This window comes from Stenotrophomonas sp. GD04054, from assembly GCF_029836955.1.
Taxonomy (GTDB): Bacteria; Pseudomonadota; Gammaproteobacteria; order Xanthomonadales; family Xanthomonadaceae; genus Stenotrophomonas; species Stenotrophomonas maltophilia_A.
In genome coordinates this window covers 1-16910 of sequence record NZ_JAOECR010000012.1, presented here as the reverse complement: position 1 = coordinate 16910, position 16910 = coordinate 1, and the positions used below count along the sequence as shown (strand labels likewise).

Annotated in this window: 16 protein-coding genes; 10 read left to right on the top strand and 6 right to left on the bottom strand. The window is 66.7% G+C overall.

The window, feature by feature from the left end:
- Positions 1–176 precede the first annotated feature (176 nt).
- Together glmS and N7573_RS07995 are read left to right on the top strand one after the other, a co-directional pair.
- Positions 177–2015: a glutamine--fructose-6-phosphate transaminase (isomerizing) gene (gene glmS, locus N7573_RS08000; RefSeq protein ID WP_279912678.1), complete on the top strand. Its 1839-nt coding sequence runs from the start codon at positions 177–179 to the stop codon at positions 2013–2015.
- Between the two features lie 447 nt (positions 2016–2462).
- The gene (locus N7573_RS07995; protein ID WP_006394252.1) at positions 2463–2894 is read left to right on the top strand and encodes a CBS domain-containing protein; all 432 of its coding nucleotides are present in this window, start codon (positions 2463–2465) and stop codon (positions 2892–2894) included.
- Positions 2895–2961: 67 nt separating this feature from the next.
- Here N7573_RS07995 and N7573_RS07990 read toward each other — a convergent pair whose 3' ends face one another.
- Both N7573_RS07990 and gloA read right to left on the bottom strand, forming a co-directional pair.
- Positions 2962–3390, bottom strand: a complete 429-nt coding sequence (locus tag N7573_RS07990; protein WP_121504341.1) for a VOC family protein — start codon at positions 3388–3390, stop codon at positions 2962–2964.
- Between the two features lie 92 nt (positions 3391–3482).
- Entirely contained in the window at positions 3483–4001 is a 519-nt protein-coding gene (gene gloA, locus N7573_RS07985) for a lactoylglutathione lyase (protein ID WP_071228879.1), read from the bottom strand.
- A gap of 122 nt (positions 4002–4123) precedes the next feature.
- On the opposite strand from gloA, the gene N7573_RS07980 reads away from it, so the two are divergent.
- Positions 4124–5236, top strand: coding sequence for a PLP-dependent cysteine synthase family protein (locus N7573_RS07980; RefSeq protein WP_071228880.1), 1113 nt, complete (start codon positions 4124–4126; stop codon positions 5234–5236).
- 70 nt (positions 5237–5306) lie between these two features.
- Here the strand turns inward: N7573_RS07980 and N7573_RS07975 are convergent, their stop codons facing one another.
- Positions 5307–5711 carry a hypothetical protein gene (locus N7573_RS07975; RefSeq protein ID WP_032129032.1) on the bottom strand — a complete coding sequence of 135 codons (405 nt, stop codon included), beginning with the start codon at positions 5709–5711 and terminating at the stop codon, positions 5307–5309.
- 170 nt (positions 5712–5881) lie between these two features.
- Here N7573_RS07975 and N7573_RS07970 point away from each other — a divergent pair, with 170 nt between their 5' ends.
- Entirely contained in the window at positions 5882–7912 is a 2031-nt protein-coding gene (locus N7573_RS07970) for a M3 family metallopeptidase (protein ID WP_279912679.1), read from the top strand.
- A 152-nt stretch (positions 7913–8064) separates the two neighbouring features.
- Here the strand turns inward: N7573_RS07970 and N7573_RS07965 are convergent, their stop codons facing one another.
- The gene (locus N7573_RS07965; RefSeq protein ID WP_279912680.1) at positions 8065–8868 is read right to left on the bottom strand and encodes an SDR family oxidoreductase; all 804 of its coding nucleotides are present in this window, start codon (positions 8866–8868) and stop codon (positions 8065–8067) included.
- Entirely contained in the window at positions 8865–9431 is a 567-nt protein-coding gene (locus tag N7573_RS07960; RefSeq protein ID WP_032129027.1) for a DUF1415 domain-containing protein, read from the bottom strand. Before N7573_RS07960 ends, N7573_RS07965 begins: the two co-directional genes overlap by 4 nt.
- Positions 9432–9624: 193 nt before the next feature.
- Between N7573_RS07960 and N7573_RS07955 the strand changes: the two genes are divergently transcribed.
- The 3 genes from N7573_RS07955 (at position 9625) to N7573_RS07945 (ending at position 13488) form a co-directional block, all read left to right on the top strand.
- A complete protein-coding gene (locus tag N7573_RS07955) occupies positions 9625–11091 on the top strand; it encodes a benzaldehyde dehydrogenase (RefSeq protein WP_279912681.1) in 1467 nt (488 codons plus the stop codon).
- Between the two features lie 17 nt (positions 11092–11108).
- Positions 11109–12236 carry an NAD(P)-dependent alcohol dehydrogenase gene (locus N7573_RS07950; RefSeq protein ID WP_279912682.1) on the top strand — a complete coding sequence of 376 codons (1128 nt, stop codon included), beginning with the start codon at positions 11109–11111 and terminating at the stop codon, positions 12234–12236.
- A gap of 154 nt (positions 12237–12390) precedes the next feature.
- The gene (locus tag N7573_RS07945; protein ID WP_279912683.1) at positions 12391–13488 is read left to right on the top strand and encodes a helix-turn-helix domain-containing protein; all 1098 of its coding nucleotides are present in this window, start codon (positions 12391–12393) and stop codon (positions 13486–13488) included.
- Between the two features lie 35 nt (positions 13489–13523).
- Here N7573_RS07945 and N7573_RS07940 read toward each other — a convergent pair whose 3' ends face one another.
- The gene (locus N7573_RS07940) at positions 13524–14006 is read right to left on the bottom strand and encodes a YajQ family cyclic di-GMP-binding protein (protein WP_006471121.1); all 483 of its coding nucleotides are present in this window, start codon (positions 14004–14006) and stop codon (positions 13524–13526) included.
- 119 nt (positions 14007–14125) lie between these two features.
- Here N7573_RS07940 and N7573_RS07935 point away from each other — a divergent pair, with 119 nt between their 5' ends.
- From N7573_RS07935 to N7573_RS07925, 3 genes are all read left to right on the top strand, one after another.
- Positions 14126–15022, top strand: coding sequence for a DMT family transporter (locus tag N7573_RS07935; protein ID WP_197615756.1), 897 nt, complete (start codon positions 14126–14128; stop codon positions 15020–15022).
- A 200-nt stretch (positions 15023–15222) separates the two neighbouring features.
- Positions 15223–16230 (top strand): methionine ABC transporter ATP-binding protein, encoded by a 1008-nt coding sequence (locus tag N7573_RS07930; protein ID WP_032129022.1) that lies wholly within the window; start codon positions 15223–15225, stop codon positions 16228–16230.
- Positions 16227–16910: ABC transporter permease (locus tag N7573_RS07925; protein ID WP_279943118.1), on the top strand; the 684-nt coding region annotated here is incomplete at its 3' end. The genes N7573_RS07930 and N7573_RS07925, both read left to right, overlap by 4 nt.

Sequence of the window (16910 nt, the reverse complement as noted above, 5' to 3'; positions counted from 1 at the left end):
GTACCAAGCACGTAGCGTGCCAACTTTATTTCCTTGTGGGTCAATGGGTTGGGAGGCGCCCTGAAGTGTCCGGGTGTCCGCGGACACCTTTCCGGACACTTTCATTAAGCGGACAGGAGGGGGAGCGCGGGCCCGCAGGCTAGAATGCGGCGATCGTCTTCAAGGAAACGCGTGACATGTGTGGAATCGTGGGTGCAATCGCCGATCGCGATGTGGTGCCGGTGCTGATCGAAGGCCTGAAGCGGCTCGAGTACCGTGGTTACGACTCCTCGGGCATCGCAGTGATCGACCACGCCGAGCGCCCCGAAGTCCGTCGCGTCCGTCGTACCGGTCGAGTGTCGGAAATGGCCACTGCGGCCGAGGCCGAGGGCTTCAATGCAGTGCTGGGCATCGGCCACACCCGCTGGGCCACCCACGGTGGTGTCACCGAGGCCAACGCGCATCCGCACATCAGCCACGGCGTGGCGCTGGTGCACAACGGCATCATCGAAAATCACGAGGAGCAGCGCGAGAAGCTGCGTGCCCTGGGTTACACCTTCGAGTCGCAGACCGACACCGAAGTCATCGCGCACCTGATCCATCACCACCTGAAGGACGGCGACGACCTGCTGGTGGCGCTGCAGCATACGGTGAAGGAGCTGACCGGTGCCTACGCACTGGCCGTGGTCAGCCGCGCCGAGCCGGAACGCTTCGTGTGCGCGCGCATGGGCTGCCCGCTGCTGATCGGTCTGGGCGAGGGCGAGAACTTCGTGGCGTCCGACGTTTCGGCGGTGATCTCGGCCACCCGCAAGGTGATCTTCCTGGAAGAGGGCGACACCGCCGAGATCCGCCGCGACGGTGTGCGCATCTTCGACGAGCACGACCAGCCGATCGAGCGCGAGGTGCACCTGTCCGACGTATCGCTGGCATCGCTGGAGCTGGGCCCGTACCGCCACTTCATGCAGAAGGAAATCCACGAGCAGCCGCGCGCGCTGGGCGACACCATCGAGGCAGCGATCGACGCCGGTGGTTTCCCGGCCGAACTGTTCGGCAAGAATGCCGAGGCCGTGCTGTCAGGCATCGAAGGCGTGCAGATCATCGCCTGCGGCACCAGCTATTACGCCGGCCTGACCGCGCGCTACTGGATCGAAGCCATCGCCGGGCTGCCGTGCAGCGTGGAGATCGCCAGCGAGTACCGCTACCGCGCCGCGTATGCCAACCCGAAGCACCTGATCGTCACCATCTCCCAGTCCGGCGAAACGCTGGATACGATGGAAGCGCTGAAGTACGCCAAGTCGCTGGGCCACAAGCACACGCTGTCGATCTGCAACGTGCCGGAAAGCGCGATTCCGCGCGCCAGCGAGCTTGTCTGCTACACCCGTGCCGGCGCCGAGATCGGCGTGGCGTCGACCAAGGCCTTCACCACCCAGCTGGCCGCACTGTTCCAGCTGACCGTGGTGCTGGGCAAGCTGCATGGCCGCATCGACGCGGCGCAGGAAGCGGACTACCTGGAGCAGCTGCGCTTCCTGCCGGGCAGCGTGCAGCACGCGCTGAACATGGAGCCGCAGATCGCCGCCTGGGCCGAGCGTTTCGCCCGCAAGAGCAGTGCGCTGTTCCTGGGTCGTGGCCTGCATTACCCGATCGCGCTGGAAGGCGCGCTCAAGCTCAAGGAAATCTCCTACATCCACGCCGAGGCCTACCCGGCGGGCGAGCTGAAGCATGGCCCGCTGGCGCTGGTGGACGAGGACATGCCGGTAGTGGTGATCGCGCCCAACGACAGCCTGCTGGAGAAGGTGAAGTCGAACATGCAGGAAGTACGCGCGCGCGGCGGCGAGCTGTTCGTGTTCGCCGACCAGGACAGCAACTTCAACGAGTCCGAAGGCGTGCATGTGATCCGTACGCCGCGCCATGCCGGCGTGCTCAGCCCGATCGTGCACACCATCCCGGTGCAGCTGCTGGCATACCACACCGCACTGGCACGTGGCACCGACGTGGACAAGCCGCGCAACCTGGCCAAGAGCGTGACGGTGGAGTAACTCCGCCGGAACCGCTGGAAGCTGCATGCGAAAGGGGCCCCACGTGGGCCCCTTTCGTTTGCGCCGGTGGTCGTGCCAAGTGGGACAGCCGCCGGGTGTTCTGTCCGCTGTCGGCAGCAGGCAATCAATCTTTAATGCGCGACATCGCCTGTATTCAGCGGCGGTTTCAGCCGCGGTGCCATTCTCTGAATCGTCAGTTGGTTCCCACGACGAACTGTCCTATCGATGCCGGTAGTGACCGATGGTCGCAGTCGTAGAATCGATTTGACCGAGGGCCGGGTTGAGCGGTTGAACCCACCTCGTTCGCGTTGCAGCACGTCGTCTGCCGATCCATTTCCACCGGCAGCCGGGTGCGCCAGACGTGCGCTGAAAGGTCTGTTCCCGGGGAGGGGGCGTATCGGAAGAGCACACTTTTTTGACTTCAGTGACCTGCACCAGGAAACAAGAATGAACGTCCGCGAACTCCTGCAATCCAAGAAAGAAGCTGTCATCACCATCGACGCCGAAGACACCATCGGTGCCGCCGCCCACAAGATGAGCGCGAACAAGATCGCTGCGCTGGTGGTGATGAAGGACGATGCCCCGGTCGGCATCATTTCCGAGAAGGACATCGTGCGCACCCTGGCCGACGACGGCCCGCAGGCCGGCCGCCGGGTGATTTCCAGCCTGCCGTCCACCGGCCTGGAAGGCATTGCGCCGGAAGCGACCCTGAAGCAGGCCATGTCGCTGATGACATACTCCCGGCGCCGTCATCTGATGGTCACCGAAGGTACCCTGCTGGTGGGCATCCTCAGCCTGGGCGACATCGTGAAGAACCTGCTGGGCGAGCTGGAGCTGGAAAAGGCCGTGCTGCAGGACATCTACATGGCCGCCCACTGAGGGCTGGACCCTTGGATGCAGAGAAGCCGGGCATTGCCCGGCTTCTTCGTTCATGGCTTCGGTGATATCAGAAAGTGACCTTCACCGAATCGGCGCTGTAGTTCGCCGGACCGTGATAGACCACTTCGATGTTGTTGCCATCCGGGTCGAGCACGAACGCGCCGTAGTAGCCCGGGTGGTAAGGGCGTTCACCCGGCGCGCCGTTGTCGGTGCCGCCGGCGGCGATCGCGGCGGTATGGAAGGCATCGACGGTGGCGCTGTCGCGCGCCTGGAATGCCAGGTGGTGGCGGCCGGTCAGCTGGCCGGCGGCGGCCTCGCTGCTGGCGCTGGAAATGAACAGCTCATCGGCCCAGAAGAAGTCCGGCCCTTCGCCGCCCAGGGGCACGCCGATGGTGTCGAACACCGCCTGGTAGAAGCGGCGGCTGGCGGCCAGGTCGCGCACCACCAGCTGGATGTGGTCGATCAGGCGGCCGCGGTGCAGTTCCATCGTTTCCATACGAACCTCGCAAAAAAGGGGACGGAGGGGATTAAGTCGCTTCCAGCCAATAGTGCCAGAAACGACTTAATCCCCTCCGTCCCCTTTTTGGGTCAGACGTTGGCGATGATCTCGACCCAGTAGCCGTCCGGGTCCTTGATGAAGGCCAGGTTCTTCATGCGGCCGTCGGTCAGGCGCTTCTGGAAGGTCACGCCCAGGTCCTCGAAGCGCTGGCAGGCGGCTTCGATGTCCGGCACGGACACGCAGATGTGGCCGAAGCCGCGCGGGTCGCTGTTGCCGTCGTGGTAGACCGCGCCGTCCTGGGTTTCGGTGCCGTGGTTATGGGTCAGTTCCAGCACACCCGGCAGGCCGGCCATCCACACGCGGCGCTGGCTGTCGTCTTCCGGCACCACCGCGCCGGCCGGTACGTAGGCCAGGAAGTACAGGCTGAACTGGGCTTCGGCGAAGTCGCGCTTGTCGATCAGCTGGTAGCCGAGCACGCGGGTGTAGAAGTCCAGCGAGGCGGTGATGTCCTTCACCCGCAGCATGGTGTGGTTGAACACGAAGCCGGTGGTCTCGGCCGGGGCCTGGGCGGCGACGCCGGGGACATCGCGCAGGGCGGGAATGGTCATGGGGGAGGTCCTTCAGACAGGGCCGTTGCTGGCCGGATGGGGCCATTCTACCGGCCGTCACCTGACGGCACCGCGACGTACAATGGGCGGATCGCACCGTTCCGTTCTGAGCATTGCCCGCCATGTCGCAGCGTGAATGGGTGGCTGCCGCCATCCGCAAGATCGAAGCCGATTTCAACCGTTCCGCCGATACCCACCTGATCCCGCTCGCGCTGCCCGGGTTCGCGGGCATCGATGTGTACCTGAAGGATGAATCGAGCCATCCCACCGGCAGCCTGAAACACCGGTTGGCGCGCTCGCTGTTCCTGTATGCGTTGACCAACGGCTGGCTGCGCGAAGGGCGTCCGGTGATCGAGGCCTCCAGCGGCTCGACCGCCGTGTCCGAAGCCTATTTCGCGCGGCTGCTGGGGGTGCCGTTCATCGCGGTGATTCCGGCCACGACCTCGCCAGAGAAGATTGCGGCCATCGAGTTCCACGGGGGCCGCTGCCACCTGGTCGAGCGCGCCTGCGAACTCAACGGCGAATCGGAGAAGCTGGCCCGCGAAACCGGTGGCCACTTCATGGACCAGTTCACCTATGCCGAGCGTGCCACCGACTGGCGCGCCAACAACAACATTGCCGAGTCCATCTTCAAGCAGATGGCCGAGGAGCCCAGCCCGGTTCCGGAATGGATCGTGTGCAGCCCCGGTACCGGAGGTACCGCAGCGACGCTGGGCCGCTATGTCAGCTACCGCCGGCATGACACCCGCATCCTTTGCGCGGACCCGGAAGTATCGGTGTTCTTCGATGGCTATCAGGCTGCCGTGGCCGGCCAGCAGGACTGGCGCGGCCTGACCTGCAGCGGCGGTTCGCGCGTGGAAGGCATCGGCCGGCCGCGGGTGGAGCCGAGCTTCATCCCGACCAGCGTCGATGCGATGGTGAAGGTGCCCGACGCGCTGAGCCTGGCCGCGATGCGCCATGTCAGCCGCCAGCTCGGTCGACGCGTGGGTGGCTCCACCGGCACCAACTTCATCGGTGTGCTGCAGGCCGCGCAGTGGATGCGAGAGGCGGGCCACCAGGGCAGCATTGTCAGCATCCTGTGCGACAGCGGCGAGCGCTACGCGCAGAGCTATTACGACCCGGCGTGGTACGCGCGCCAGGGCATCGATGTCGACGGCGCCGATGCGCAGCTGGCGGCGGCAGTGGCCGGGCAGGGGCTGCCGGAACTGCCGTGGTGCAGCCTGGAAGCGTTGTAGAGCCCTTGTAGAGGCGAGCCATGCTCGACTCCGGGGAAAGAGCCGTCGAGCATGGCTCGACGCTACAGATTCAGTACCCCGCCGCGGTGAACGCATCCAGTACTGCATCGCGCAGCGCATCGGGCAAGGCCTCGATGTCCATCGCGCGATCATCCAGATGCAGGCTCGGGTCCAGGATGCTGGCACGGCCCTGGGCCAGCGCCTGCAGCCACAGCAGCACGCAGATCACGAACTCGCGCTCATGGCCCAGCCGCAGTTGGCTGGCGCCGCGCTCGATCACCTCGAACGGGTACCACTCCTGGGCATCGTTGAACATGCCGCCCTGCTGCAGCACTGCCTGCAGTTGCTGCAGGTGACGCGGGGCGTCGTCGCCGGCATCGCACAATGCGGCGATCCAGGTCAGTTCGGCCGGGCTGGCGGACAATGCCAGTGACCGGGCCGGTGAGGCGGATGCAACTGCAGCCAGACCTTCCATGTAGGGCCTCGTTCGGTGCGTACCGCTGCGGACTCCCCCGCAGCCAGAGCTTCAGCGCGGGACCGTAAGGCCGACGTGAATGCCAGGCCGTGCCCCCTTGTCAGCCCCGCCTGCCAGCGCCATATCCTGCATGCTGCCCGCCCGCCGGGCCCGTACCCTGGAGATCTACCGTGACCGTTGCCAACCCCCTGCTCGATTTTTCCGGCCTGCCGCGCTTCGAGGCCATCCGCCCCGAGCACGTGGCGCCGGCGCTGGACGTGCTGCTGGCCGAGGCCGAAGCCGCCGTCAGCGCGGCCGAGCAGGTGCAGCCGGTGCGCTGGGAGACCTTTGTGGCCCCGCTGGATGACGCCACCGAGCGCCTGTGGCGCGCCTGGGGCCTGGTCGGCCACCTGCAGGGCGTGGTCAACACCCCGGAACTGCGCGAGGCCTACAACAGCAACCTGCCGCGGGTGACCCGCTTCGCCAGCGCGCTCAGCCAGAACCTGGCGTTGTACCGGCAGTACCAGACACTGGCCGCCAGCACCGAGGCGGCGCGCTTCGACGAGGCCCAGCGCAAGGTGCTGGACAACACGCTGCGTGACTTCCGCCTCGGCGGCGCCGAGCTGGCGCCGGAGGCGCAGCAGCGCTTCGCGGCGATCAAGGAAGAACTGTCGGCGCTGTCGGCGAAGTTCTCGCAGAACGTTCTTGACGCTACCGATGCCTGGTCGCTGATCGTCGAGGACGAAGCGCGATTGAAGGGCCTGCCGGAAGACGTGAAGGCCGCCGCGCATGCCGCAGCACAGAAGGACGGCAAGTCTGGCTGGAAACTGACCCTGCAGATGCCGTGCTACCTGCCGGTGCAGACCTGGGGTGAGGACCGCGACCTGCGCGAAATCCTGTACCGTGCCAGCGCACAGCGTGCGTCCGAATTCGGCGATGACACGCTGGACAACAGCGGCAACATCGACCGCATCCTCGCCCTGCGCGCGGAACTCGCCGCACTGCTCGGCTTCGGTTCGTATGGTGACTATTCGGTGGCCACCAAGATGGCGCAGGACCCGGCCGAGGTGCTCGGTTTCCTGCGCGACCTGGCCACGCGCGCCAAGCCGTTCGCCGCCAAGGACCGTGCTGAACTGGAACAGTTCGCACGCGAGCAACTCGGTATCGACAGCCTGCAGGCCTGGGACCTGGCATTCGCTGCCGATCGCCTGAAGCAGGCGCGTTACAGCTATTCCGAACAGGAAGTGAAGCAGTACTTCACCGAACCGAAGGCGCTGGGCGGCCTGTTCTCGGTGATCGAGCAGCTGTACGGCCTGCGCGTGCAGGAGGACAGCGCGCCGGTGTGGCACGAGGATGTGCGCTTCTTCCGCCTGGTCGATGCGCAGGGCGCGCTGGTTGGCCAGTTCTACCTGGACCTGTACGCGCGCGAAGGCAAGCGCGGTGGCGCGTGGATGGATGATTGCCGCAACCGCCGCGAGCGTGCCGACGGCAGCGTGCAGACGCCGCTGGTCTACCTGGTGTGCAACTTCGGCCGAGGTGCCAATGGCAAGCCGGCTACCTTCAGCCACAATGAAGTGACCACCCTGTTCCATGAAATGGGCCACGGCCTGCATCAGCTGCTGACCCGCATCGGCGAACTGGGTGTGGCCGGCATCAACGGCGTGGAATGGGACGCGGTGGAGCTGCCCAGCCAGTTCATGGAGAACTTCTGCTGGGAATGGGAGCACCTGCAGGCGATGACCGCACATGTGGACAGTGGCGAGCCGCTGCCGCGCGCGCTGTACGAGCGCATGCTGGCTGCACGCAACTTCCACAGCGGCATGGCCACCGTTCGCCAGCTGGAGTTCGGTCTGTTCGACATGCTGCTGCACAGCCAGTTCGAACCGGCGCAGGACAGCGTGCTGGCACTGCTCGACCGCGTGCGTGCGGAAGTGGCCGTGAACCATCCGCCGGTCTGGAATCGCTTCCCGCATCAGTTCAGCCACATCTTCGCCGGCGGCTACGCAGCCGGTTACTACAGCTACAAGTGGGCCGAGGTGCTGAGCGCCGATGCCTATGCGGCGTTCGAGGAGGCGCCGCAGGCGCTGGCTGAAACCGGCGCGCGCTTCCGCGATGAGATCCTGTCGCGCGGTGGCAGCCGCCCGGCGGCGGAGAACTTCAAGGCCTTCCGCGGCCGCGCGCCTCAGATCGACGCGCTGCTGCGCCACTCGGGCATGGCGTAAGGTGTTTGGTAGGTGCCAACCTTGGTTGGCACGTTACCGCGATCCACGCATGGCGTGGATCTACCGGAATGTTCGGACATGGCGTAACGCCTTGGTCGGCGAAAAGCCCAAGCCAACCAAGGTTGGCCTCTACCGGGCGTCGCGCCTTGGGGTCATTCGGCGTAGATCATCTTCCGGGTCATGCCGCCGTCCACGATGAAGTCCTGGCCGGTGGTGAAACCGGACAGCGACGACAGCAGGTACACCGCCAGTGCACCGATGTCTTTGGGGCGGCCGACCCGGCCGACCGGGTGTTGCGCATGGTCGATGGCTGAGTATTCCGGCGCGTGGCGCCGTGAGGGGGCCTGCCACGCAGTGGTGCCGATCCAGCCGGGGCTGATGCTGTTCACACGCACCGCCGGACCGGCGCTGATCGCAAGTGCATGGGTGAAGGCCACCAGCCCACCCTTGGCTGCCGCATAGGCTTCGCTGTGTGCTTCGGATTGCCAGGCCCGGGTGGAGGCGATGTTGATGATCGCACCGGCGGCGCTGGCGGTCAGTGCTGGCAACGTGTGCTTGCTGCACAGGAATGCACCGTGCAGTGACGACAGCCGGCGCTGCCACTCGTCCCAGTCCATATCCTGCAACCCTGTGCCGTGTGGACCGGCGATGCCCGCGTTGTTCACCAGTCCGTCGATACGGCCGAAACGCTGCAGGGCCACGGCGATGAAGTCGCGCACGCTGGCTTCGTCGGTGATGTCCAGGCGCTGGAACGCGGCATCCTCGCCGCGCTGCCATTCCGCCAGACACGCTTCTCCGGCCTCCACGTCCAGGTCGCCGATCAGCACGCGTCCACCGGCACCAAGTACGGCCTGGGCAATACCACGGCCGATGCCGTTGGCACCGCCGGTGACCAGCACAACCTTGCCCGACAGTGGCGCGGCCGGCCATGCGGCGATCGGCGGCACCGTGCTCACGTCAGGTCTTCGCCGCGCAGGCGGCGATGCCAGCCGTCCACACCGATGCGGTCCAGGGTCTGGATGTTGCGCTCGACGATCACGTCCGGGTCCGGATAGACATCCACCGCGCGTGCCACGCTGTCTTCGCGCAGCAGGTGCAGGGTGGGGAAGGGCGCGCGGTTGGTGTAGTTGCTGGCGTCGTCCGCGGCCACGCCATCGAACTGGTAGTCCGGGTGGAAGCTGGCCACCTGCAGGATGCCCTGCAGGTCCAGTGCCTCGATCGCCGCATCGGCGTTGTCGAGGAAATCGTTGTAGTCGAGGAAATCGGTCAGCACCTGCGGATGCACGATCAGCGTCGTGTCGATCTGCTCGGCCGGGGTATCGCGCAGCAGCACCAGCTCCTCGGCCAGCTGTTCAACCAGCGCTTCCGGCGTGGTCGCATCGCTGAGCACGATGCGGACCTGGTCCTTCACGTACACCGCCTTGGCGAACGGGCACAGGTTCAGGCCGATGACGATGCGCTCCAGCCACAGGCGGGTGGCGGCGATCGGGTCATCGGTGGGCAGGTGGGAATCGGTCATGGCGGGCACGTGGGCTGGCGGGGCTGCCATTGTAGGCAGTGTGCCGGTGCTGCGCTGTCCACTGTGCAGGAACTGGACAGTGGCGAAGCAGGAAATTCCTGAAGATTCAAACCGTTGCGCGCTACCGATGGATGGCCGATTGCCAGCCCGGGGCGACGGGCGTGGAATGGATGCACGACACAGGAGGACACCCATGACTGCATCTTCCCCGTGGCTGCCGGACGCCCTCTGGGCCGGCGCCTTCTTTGATGGCCACTGGCAGGCTGCCCCGCAACGGCACCCGGTGATTGAACCGGCCACTGGCCGGGAGCTGGGCGAGATCGGCCTGGTCGACCCGGCGCAGATCGCGCGTTCGGCGGCTGCCGCGGCACAGGCGCAGCAGGCTTGGGCGGCGGCGCCCTACGAACAGCGTGCCGACGTGCTGCGCAAGGCCGCGCGTCTGGCCGAAGAGAACATCGACACCCTGGTCGAGTGGCTGGTGCGCGAAAGCGGCTCGACCCGCCTGAAGGCCGGCTTCGAGGCCAAGGTGACGATCAAGGCGCTGCACGAGGCCGCCGCACTGCCGTCGCGCAGCACGGGTGAGATCCTGCCCTCCGAGCCGGGCAAGCTGAATCTGGCGCGGCGCCGCCCGCTGGGTGTGGTCGGGGTCATTTCGCCGTTCAACTTCCCGCTCTATCTGGCGATGCGTGCGGTGGCCCCGGCGATCGCGCTGGGCAACGCTGTGGTTCTCAAGCCGGACCCGCGTACGGCAGCGTGTGGTGGCGCGGTGATCGCACGCCTGTTCGAGCAGGCGGGCCTGCCGGCAGGCGTGCTGCACATGCTGCCCGGCGATGGCGCGGCCGGGGCCGCGCTGACCAGTGACCCGCACGTGGCGATGATCCAGTTCACCGGTTCCACCGCCGCCGGGCGCAAGGTCGGCGAAGCGGCGGGCAAGCACCTGAAAAAGGTTTCGCTGGAGTTGGGTGGCAAGAATTCGTTGATCATCCTGGACGATGCGGACCTGGACCTGGCGGTGGCCAACACCGCGTGGGGCGTCTACCTGCACCAGGGCCAGATCTGCATGGCGACCGGCCGCGTGCTGGTGCACCGGAAGATCCACGACACGTTCCTGCAGAAACTGGTGGCCAAGGCCAACGCGCTGAAGGTAGGCGACCCGGCACGTGAGGACGTGGCGATCGGCCCGCTGATCAATGCTGGCCAGCGCGACCATGCTGCACGCGTGGTCGAGCAGGCGGTGCAGGCCGGTGCCACGCTGGAAGCGGGCGGCACGCACCGGGAGCTGTTCTTCGCACCCACCGTGCTCGGCAACGTTGCGGCCGACAATCCGGCCTTCAGCGAGGAAATCTTCGCGCCGGTAGCGGTGGTGGTGCCGTTCGACGATGACGATGAAGCCGTGCGCCTGGCCAACGACAGCGAGTACGGGCTGTCGATGGCGATCGTGTCCAGCAACGTCGGCCGCGCGCTGAAGATCGGCGAGCGCCTGCGTACCGGTCTGCTGCACATCAACGACCAGACAGTGAATGACGAGGTGATCAACCCCTTCGGCGGCGTCGGCGCGTCCGGCAACGGCACCAGCATCGGTGGCCCGGCCAACGGCGAGGAGTTCACCCAGTGGCAGTGGTTGACCGTCAAGGGCGAAGCGCCCGCTTACCCGATCTGATCGAAGGAGCCATCACGATGAACGACGACAACGCAACGCGTGAGATCACCGCCGCCGTGGTACGCGGCAAGGAGCAGCCCTTCGTCATCGAGCAGGCGACGCTGCGCGGTCCGCAGGACGACGAGGTGCTGGTGAAGGTGGTGGCCACCGGCCTGTGCCATACCGACCTGATCGTGCGCGATCAGTACTATCCGGTGCCGCTGCCGGCGGTGCTGGGCCATGAGGGGGCGGGCATCGTCGAAGCGGTTGGCCCGAACGTGCGCGACCTCAAGGCGGGGGATCACGTGGTGCTGACCTACGGCGCCTGTGGTCACTGCAATCCCTGCCGGGGGGGACACGGTGCTTACTGCAGGGATTTCTTCGCCCTGAACTTCGGTGGCGATGATGGCCACGGCCATACCGCGATCACCGATGCGCAGGGCCAGCCGCTGCACGATCATTTCTTCGCCCAGTCCTCGTTTGCCACCTACGCGCTGGCCCGCGAGATCAATGCGATCAAGGTGCCTGATGACGCACCACTGGAACTGCTGGGCCCGCTGGGGTGCGGCATCCAGACCGGTGCCGGTGCGGTGCTCAACTCGCTGCAGGTGCGGTCGGGCAGCAGCTTTGCAAGCTATGGTGCCGGTGCGGTGGGCCTGAGCGCGGTGATGGCGGCCAAGGTGGCCGGGGCCACCACCATCATTGCCATCGACGTGGTGCCTTCGCGCCTGGAGCTTGCTCTGGAGCTGGGGGCCACCCACGTGGTCAACAGCCGGGAGACCGATGTGGTCGAGGCGGTGCGTGCGATCACGGGTGGGGGTGCTGACTTCGCGCTGGAATCGACCGGTCGTCCGGACGTGCTGTCCGCTGGCGTCGAGGCGCTGGGTGGGCTGGGCATGATGGGCGTGGTCGGTGCGCCGAAGCTGGGCACCACCGCCAGTTTCGATGTGAACAACCTGCTGCTCGGCGGTCGCAGCATCCGCGGCATCGTCGAGGGCGACAGTGTGCCGCAGGTGTTCATTCCGCAGCTGGTGACCCTGTTCCAGCAGGGACGTTTCCCGTTCGACAAACTGGTGAAGTTCTATCCGCTGGAACAGATCAACCAGGCCGCCGAAGACAGTACCCGTGGCATTACCCTGAAGCCGGTGCTGCGCATCGCGGCGTAGTTTCCCTTGTTGGTAGTGCCGGCCGCTGGCCGGCATGGGGCAGATCCGTTTTCCATAACGGCTCTGCCCCTTTGTTTGAACGCGTCTTGAAACGGAAACGCTCCGTTGCCGAGACGTAACATGGCGTTGCCGCTGGCGGGTGTACGCTGCGTCCATGATGGCCACGACAGTCGGGCAGCAACAACTGGTGGCGGCACGTGCCGCTTTCGCCGACGGCGATGCGCGCTCATTGGGCGTGTTGCCGCTGCCGCTGCAGCAGTCATGGCTGCGTTCGCGCGCGGCGGGCCTGCAGCCGGGGCAGGAGCCGGACTATCGGCCGCTGCTGGGCGATGGCCGCCATCTGTCCCATCCCGATGACCGGCGCCTGGCGCGTTGCGTGCAGCCGGAGCTGGAACAGCTCTGGGCGGCCTTCGGTGGGCGTGGCTGGACGATGTTCTGCGCCAACCGCGACGGCATGGTGATCGCGCAGCAGGCCCACGGGCTGGAAGATGCTCCCTTGCTGCGGCCGATCCAGGTCGGGCGACAGCTGGGCGAGACCGAGATCGGCACCACCGCGCCAGCGGTCAGCCTGGCCGGCGATGTGCCGGCACTGGTGCGCGGCAACGAACACTACCTGCAGCGGTTCGCGCCGGTGTTCTGCCTGAGCGAGCCACTGCACGATCTCGACGGTCGGGTCTGCGGAGTGATCGATATCACCGGTCTTGGCGAGCGCGATCCCGCGCTGCTGCAAGGCTATTTCCGGCAGGCTGCGCTGGCCAGCGAAAATCGCTTGTTCCACAGCCTCACTGACGTGCACCTGCTGGCCGTGCAACATGATCCGCGCTGGCTGGCGTCACCGCTGCAGGGGCTGCTGGCGGTGCAGGAGGATGGCCAGCTGCGTGCAGCCAACCGCGTTGCACGGCGCCTGCTGGGCCTGCCACGGCGCGGGCCGTTGCCGCTGCTGGGTCTGGAAGCGCTGTTTTCCGGTGCCAGTGCGGCGCAACGGCGTCGGCTGCTGCAACCGGGCGCAGCGCATCGGGTCCGGCTGGGCGAGGGCAGTGCGGTCTACCTGCAGCGTCTGCAGGGGCCGCGGGGCGCGGCGCACCGGTCTACTGTGCGGAGCAACCCGGCAGATCCAGGCGCGCCGCTGTTGCGTGACCAGCAGCGTGAGGCCGCGCGTCGCGCGGCCCAGGCCGCTGGCGGCAACCTCAGCCTGGCCGCACGCCAGTTGGGAATCTCGCGCACCACGCTGTACAAGCTGCTGCGCGATTGACCGCGTAGTCCACCGGGCAGGGCCCGGCGGGGGCATCAGTCGCGGAAGTTGTTGAACTGCAGCGGCAGTTCGAACTTGCCGGCCTTGAGCACGGCGATGGCGTCCTGCAGATCGTCGCGCTTCTTGCCCTGCACGCGCAGCTTGTCGCCGTTGATCTGGCTTTCCACCTTCAGCTTGGCGTCCTTCAGTGCCGCCGCGATCTTCTTGGCGATCTTCTGCTCGATGCCCTGCTTGACGGTGATCTTCTGCCGGGCCTGGGCCAGGTTGGTTTCGATGTCGCCGAACTCCAGGCTGAGCACGTCGATGCCGCGCGCGGCCAGGCGGGCGCGCAGGATGTCGTTCATCTGCTTGAGCTGGAACTCGGTCGGCGCAGTCTGGTTGATGACATCGCCATCGCGTTCGAACTTGGCGTCCACGCCCTTGAAGTCGAAGCGGGTGGCCAGTTCACGGTTGGCCTGGTCGATGGCGTTGGTCAGCTCGTGGGTGTCGACTTCGGACACGACGTCGAAGGAGGGCATGGGCGATGCTCCGCAGGATTCAGTGGTGGCCATTCTATCGCGCCGGCCCGCATGCCCGCTTTCTGTAGAGTCGAGCCAGGCTCGACTCTACAATCCGGTGCTGTCGGCGATAATGGGCCATGAACGTGCAACGCTCCCCTTCGCGTGCGGTGGCCTGGATGGTCGCTGCGGTCGCCTGTTTCTCGCTGATGGATGCTGGCATGAAGCAGCTGTCGGCCAGCTATCCGACCCTGGAAGTGACCTTCCTGCGTGGTGCGGCTTCGTTGCCGTTCGTGCTGGTCTGGGTGCTGGTCAGCGCCGGCCCGCGCTCGCTGATCCCGCGCCGCTGGGGCCTGCACCTGCTGCGTGGTGGGCTGGGCATGGCGATGATCGGCTGCTTCGTGTTCGCCCTGCGTGACCTGCCGCTGTCCACCGCCTACACCATCTATTTCGTTGCCCCACTGCTGATCGCCGCGCTGTCGGTGCCGTTGCTGGGTGAGCGGGTTGGCCCGCGGCGCTGGGTGGCCATCGGCATCGGCCTGGTCGGCGTGCTGGTGGTGCTGCGGCCGGGCGTGGACGGCTTCATTTCGGTGCCGGGGCTGATGGTGCTGGCCGCGGCCACCGCGTATGCCGTGGCGGCGATCACGGTCAGCCTGCTCACCCGCACCGATACCTCGCAGTCGATGGTGGTCTGGTTCCTGGTGATCATGGCCATCGGTGCCGGCCTGCTGGCCCTTCCCGGCTGGGTGCCACTGCAGCTGGCGCATGCGCCGCTGATCGCCGGCATGGGTCTGGCTGGGGCGCTGGGCCAGATTGCCCTGACCAAGGCGTTCCAGCTGGGCGAGGCCTCGATGATCGCGCCGTTGGAGTACAGCGGCCTGGTGTGGGTGATCGGCTGGGATCTGGCCTTCTGGGGCCAGCTGCCGGATGGCTATACCTGGGTGGGCGCGGCGATCATCGTCGCCTCGGGGCTGTACCTGCTGCACCGTGAGCGGGTGAACCGGCAGGAACCGCCGAAGCCGCTGGATCATCCCTGAGCCGGGGTAGTGCCGGCCGCTGGCCGGCAACTCCTTGCCCCGGAGGGACCGCTGCAGGTGCCGGCCAGCGGCCGACACTACCGGGCGCGGGCTACTTAGAACCAAAAGGAATAACATTCTGGCCCATGGCGCGGGCGCGCGACCGCCTGCGCTGGTAGGCTGCACGCCCCCTTCCGTCACCCAGCCGGTGAGCCACGCCCGTGATCGAGTTCCAGCGCCTGCACAAATCCTATGCCGTTGCCGGCCGCGCAGTCAGCGCGCTGCAGCCGCTGGACCTGACCATCGAGGCCGGTGAGGTATTCGGCATCATCGGCCATTCCGGCGCCGGCAAGTCGACCCTGATCCGCATGATCAACCGCCTGGAAGAGCCCAGCGGTGGTCGCCTGCTGATCGGTGGCGAGGATGTCACCGCACTGGACGCGGACGGCCTGCGCGCGCTGCGCCGGCGCATCGGCATGATCTTCCAGCACTTCAACCTGTTGTCTTCGCGCACGGTGGCCGGCAACGTTGCCTTCCCGCTGGAGCTGGCGGGCACGCCGAAGGCGGAGATCGATGCACGCGTTGCCGAGCTGCTGCAGACCGTGGGCCTGGAGGCGCACGCGCAGAAGTACCCGGCACAGCTGTCCGGTGGGCAGAAGCAGCGCGTCGGCATCGCCCGTGCGCTGGCGACCCGCCCGCAGATCCTGCTGTGCGACGAGGCCACCAGCGCGCTGGATCCGCAGACCACGGCCTCGGTGCTGTCGCTGCTGTCGAAGATCAACCGCGAGCTGGGCCTGACCATCGTGCTGATCACCCACGAGATGGATGTGATCCGCCGTGTCTGCGACCGTGTCGCCGTGCTCGACGCCGGCCAGATGGTCGAGACCGGGCCGGTCACCCGGGTGTTCCTGCATCCGCAGCACCCGACCACGCGCCGTTTCGTCAGCGAATCGGAGCACGTGGATGAAGGTGCGCTGCATCGTGATTTCGATGCCGTCGGTGGCCGCATCGTGCGGCTGACCTTCCTCGGCGGAGACACCTACGAACCCCTGCTCGGCAGTGTCGCGCGGGAGACCGGGGTCGACTACAACATCCTGTCCGGCCGTATCGACCGGATCAAGGACACCCCGTATGGCCAGCTGGTGGTCGCCCTGGTGGGCGGTGACCAGTCCGCCGCGCAGGCCGCGTTCGTGGCTGCCGGCGTGCACGTTGAGGAGCTGCGTCGATGATCATCGCCACTGCCGGCGGATTCTTCCGCCACCTGGATGCGGGCAAGTGGGCCGACATCGGCCAGGCCACCATCGACACTCTGCTGATGCTGCTCGGTTCGCTGCCGCTGACCCTGGCCATCGGCCTGCCGCTGGGCGTGCTGCTGTACCTGTTCGGCGCGCCGCAGATGAAGCGCCGCCCGTTCGCCTACGGCGTGCTGGCGCTGGTGGTGAACCTGCTGCGCTCGGTGCCTTTCATCATCCTGATGATCGTGCTGATCCCGGTCACCCTGTTCCTGATGGGGACGTCGCTGGGGGTACGCGGTGCGATCGTGCCGCTGGTGATCGGTGCCGCGCCGTTCTACGCGCGCCTGGTCGAAACCGCACTGCGCGAAGTGGATCGTGGCGTGATCGAAGCGACCCAGTCGATGGGTGCCACCACCTGGCAGCTGGTCACCCGCGTGCTGCTGCCCGAGGCGCGCCCCGGCCTGATCGCCGGTGCGACGGTCACCACCGTGGCGCTGATTGGTTTCACCGCAATGGGCGGTGCGATCGGCTCCGGCGGCCTCGGCGACCTGGCGTTCCGCGACGGCTACCAGCGCTCGCACACCGACGTGGCCCTGGTCACCGTGGTCCTGCTGCTGATCCTGGTGCAGTTGCTGCAGATGCTCGGCGACCGCCTGGTCGCGCATTACAGCCGC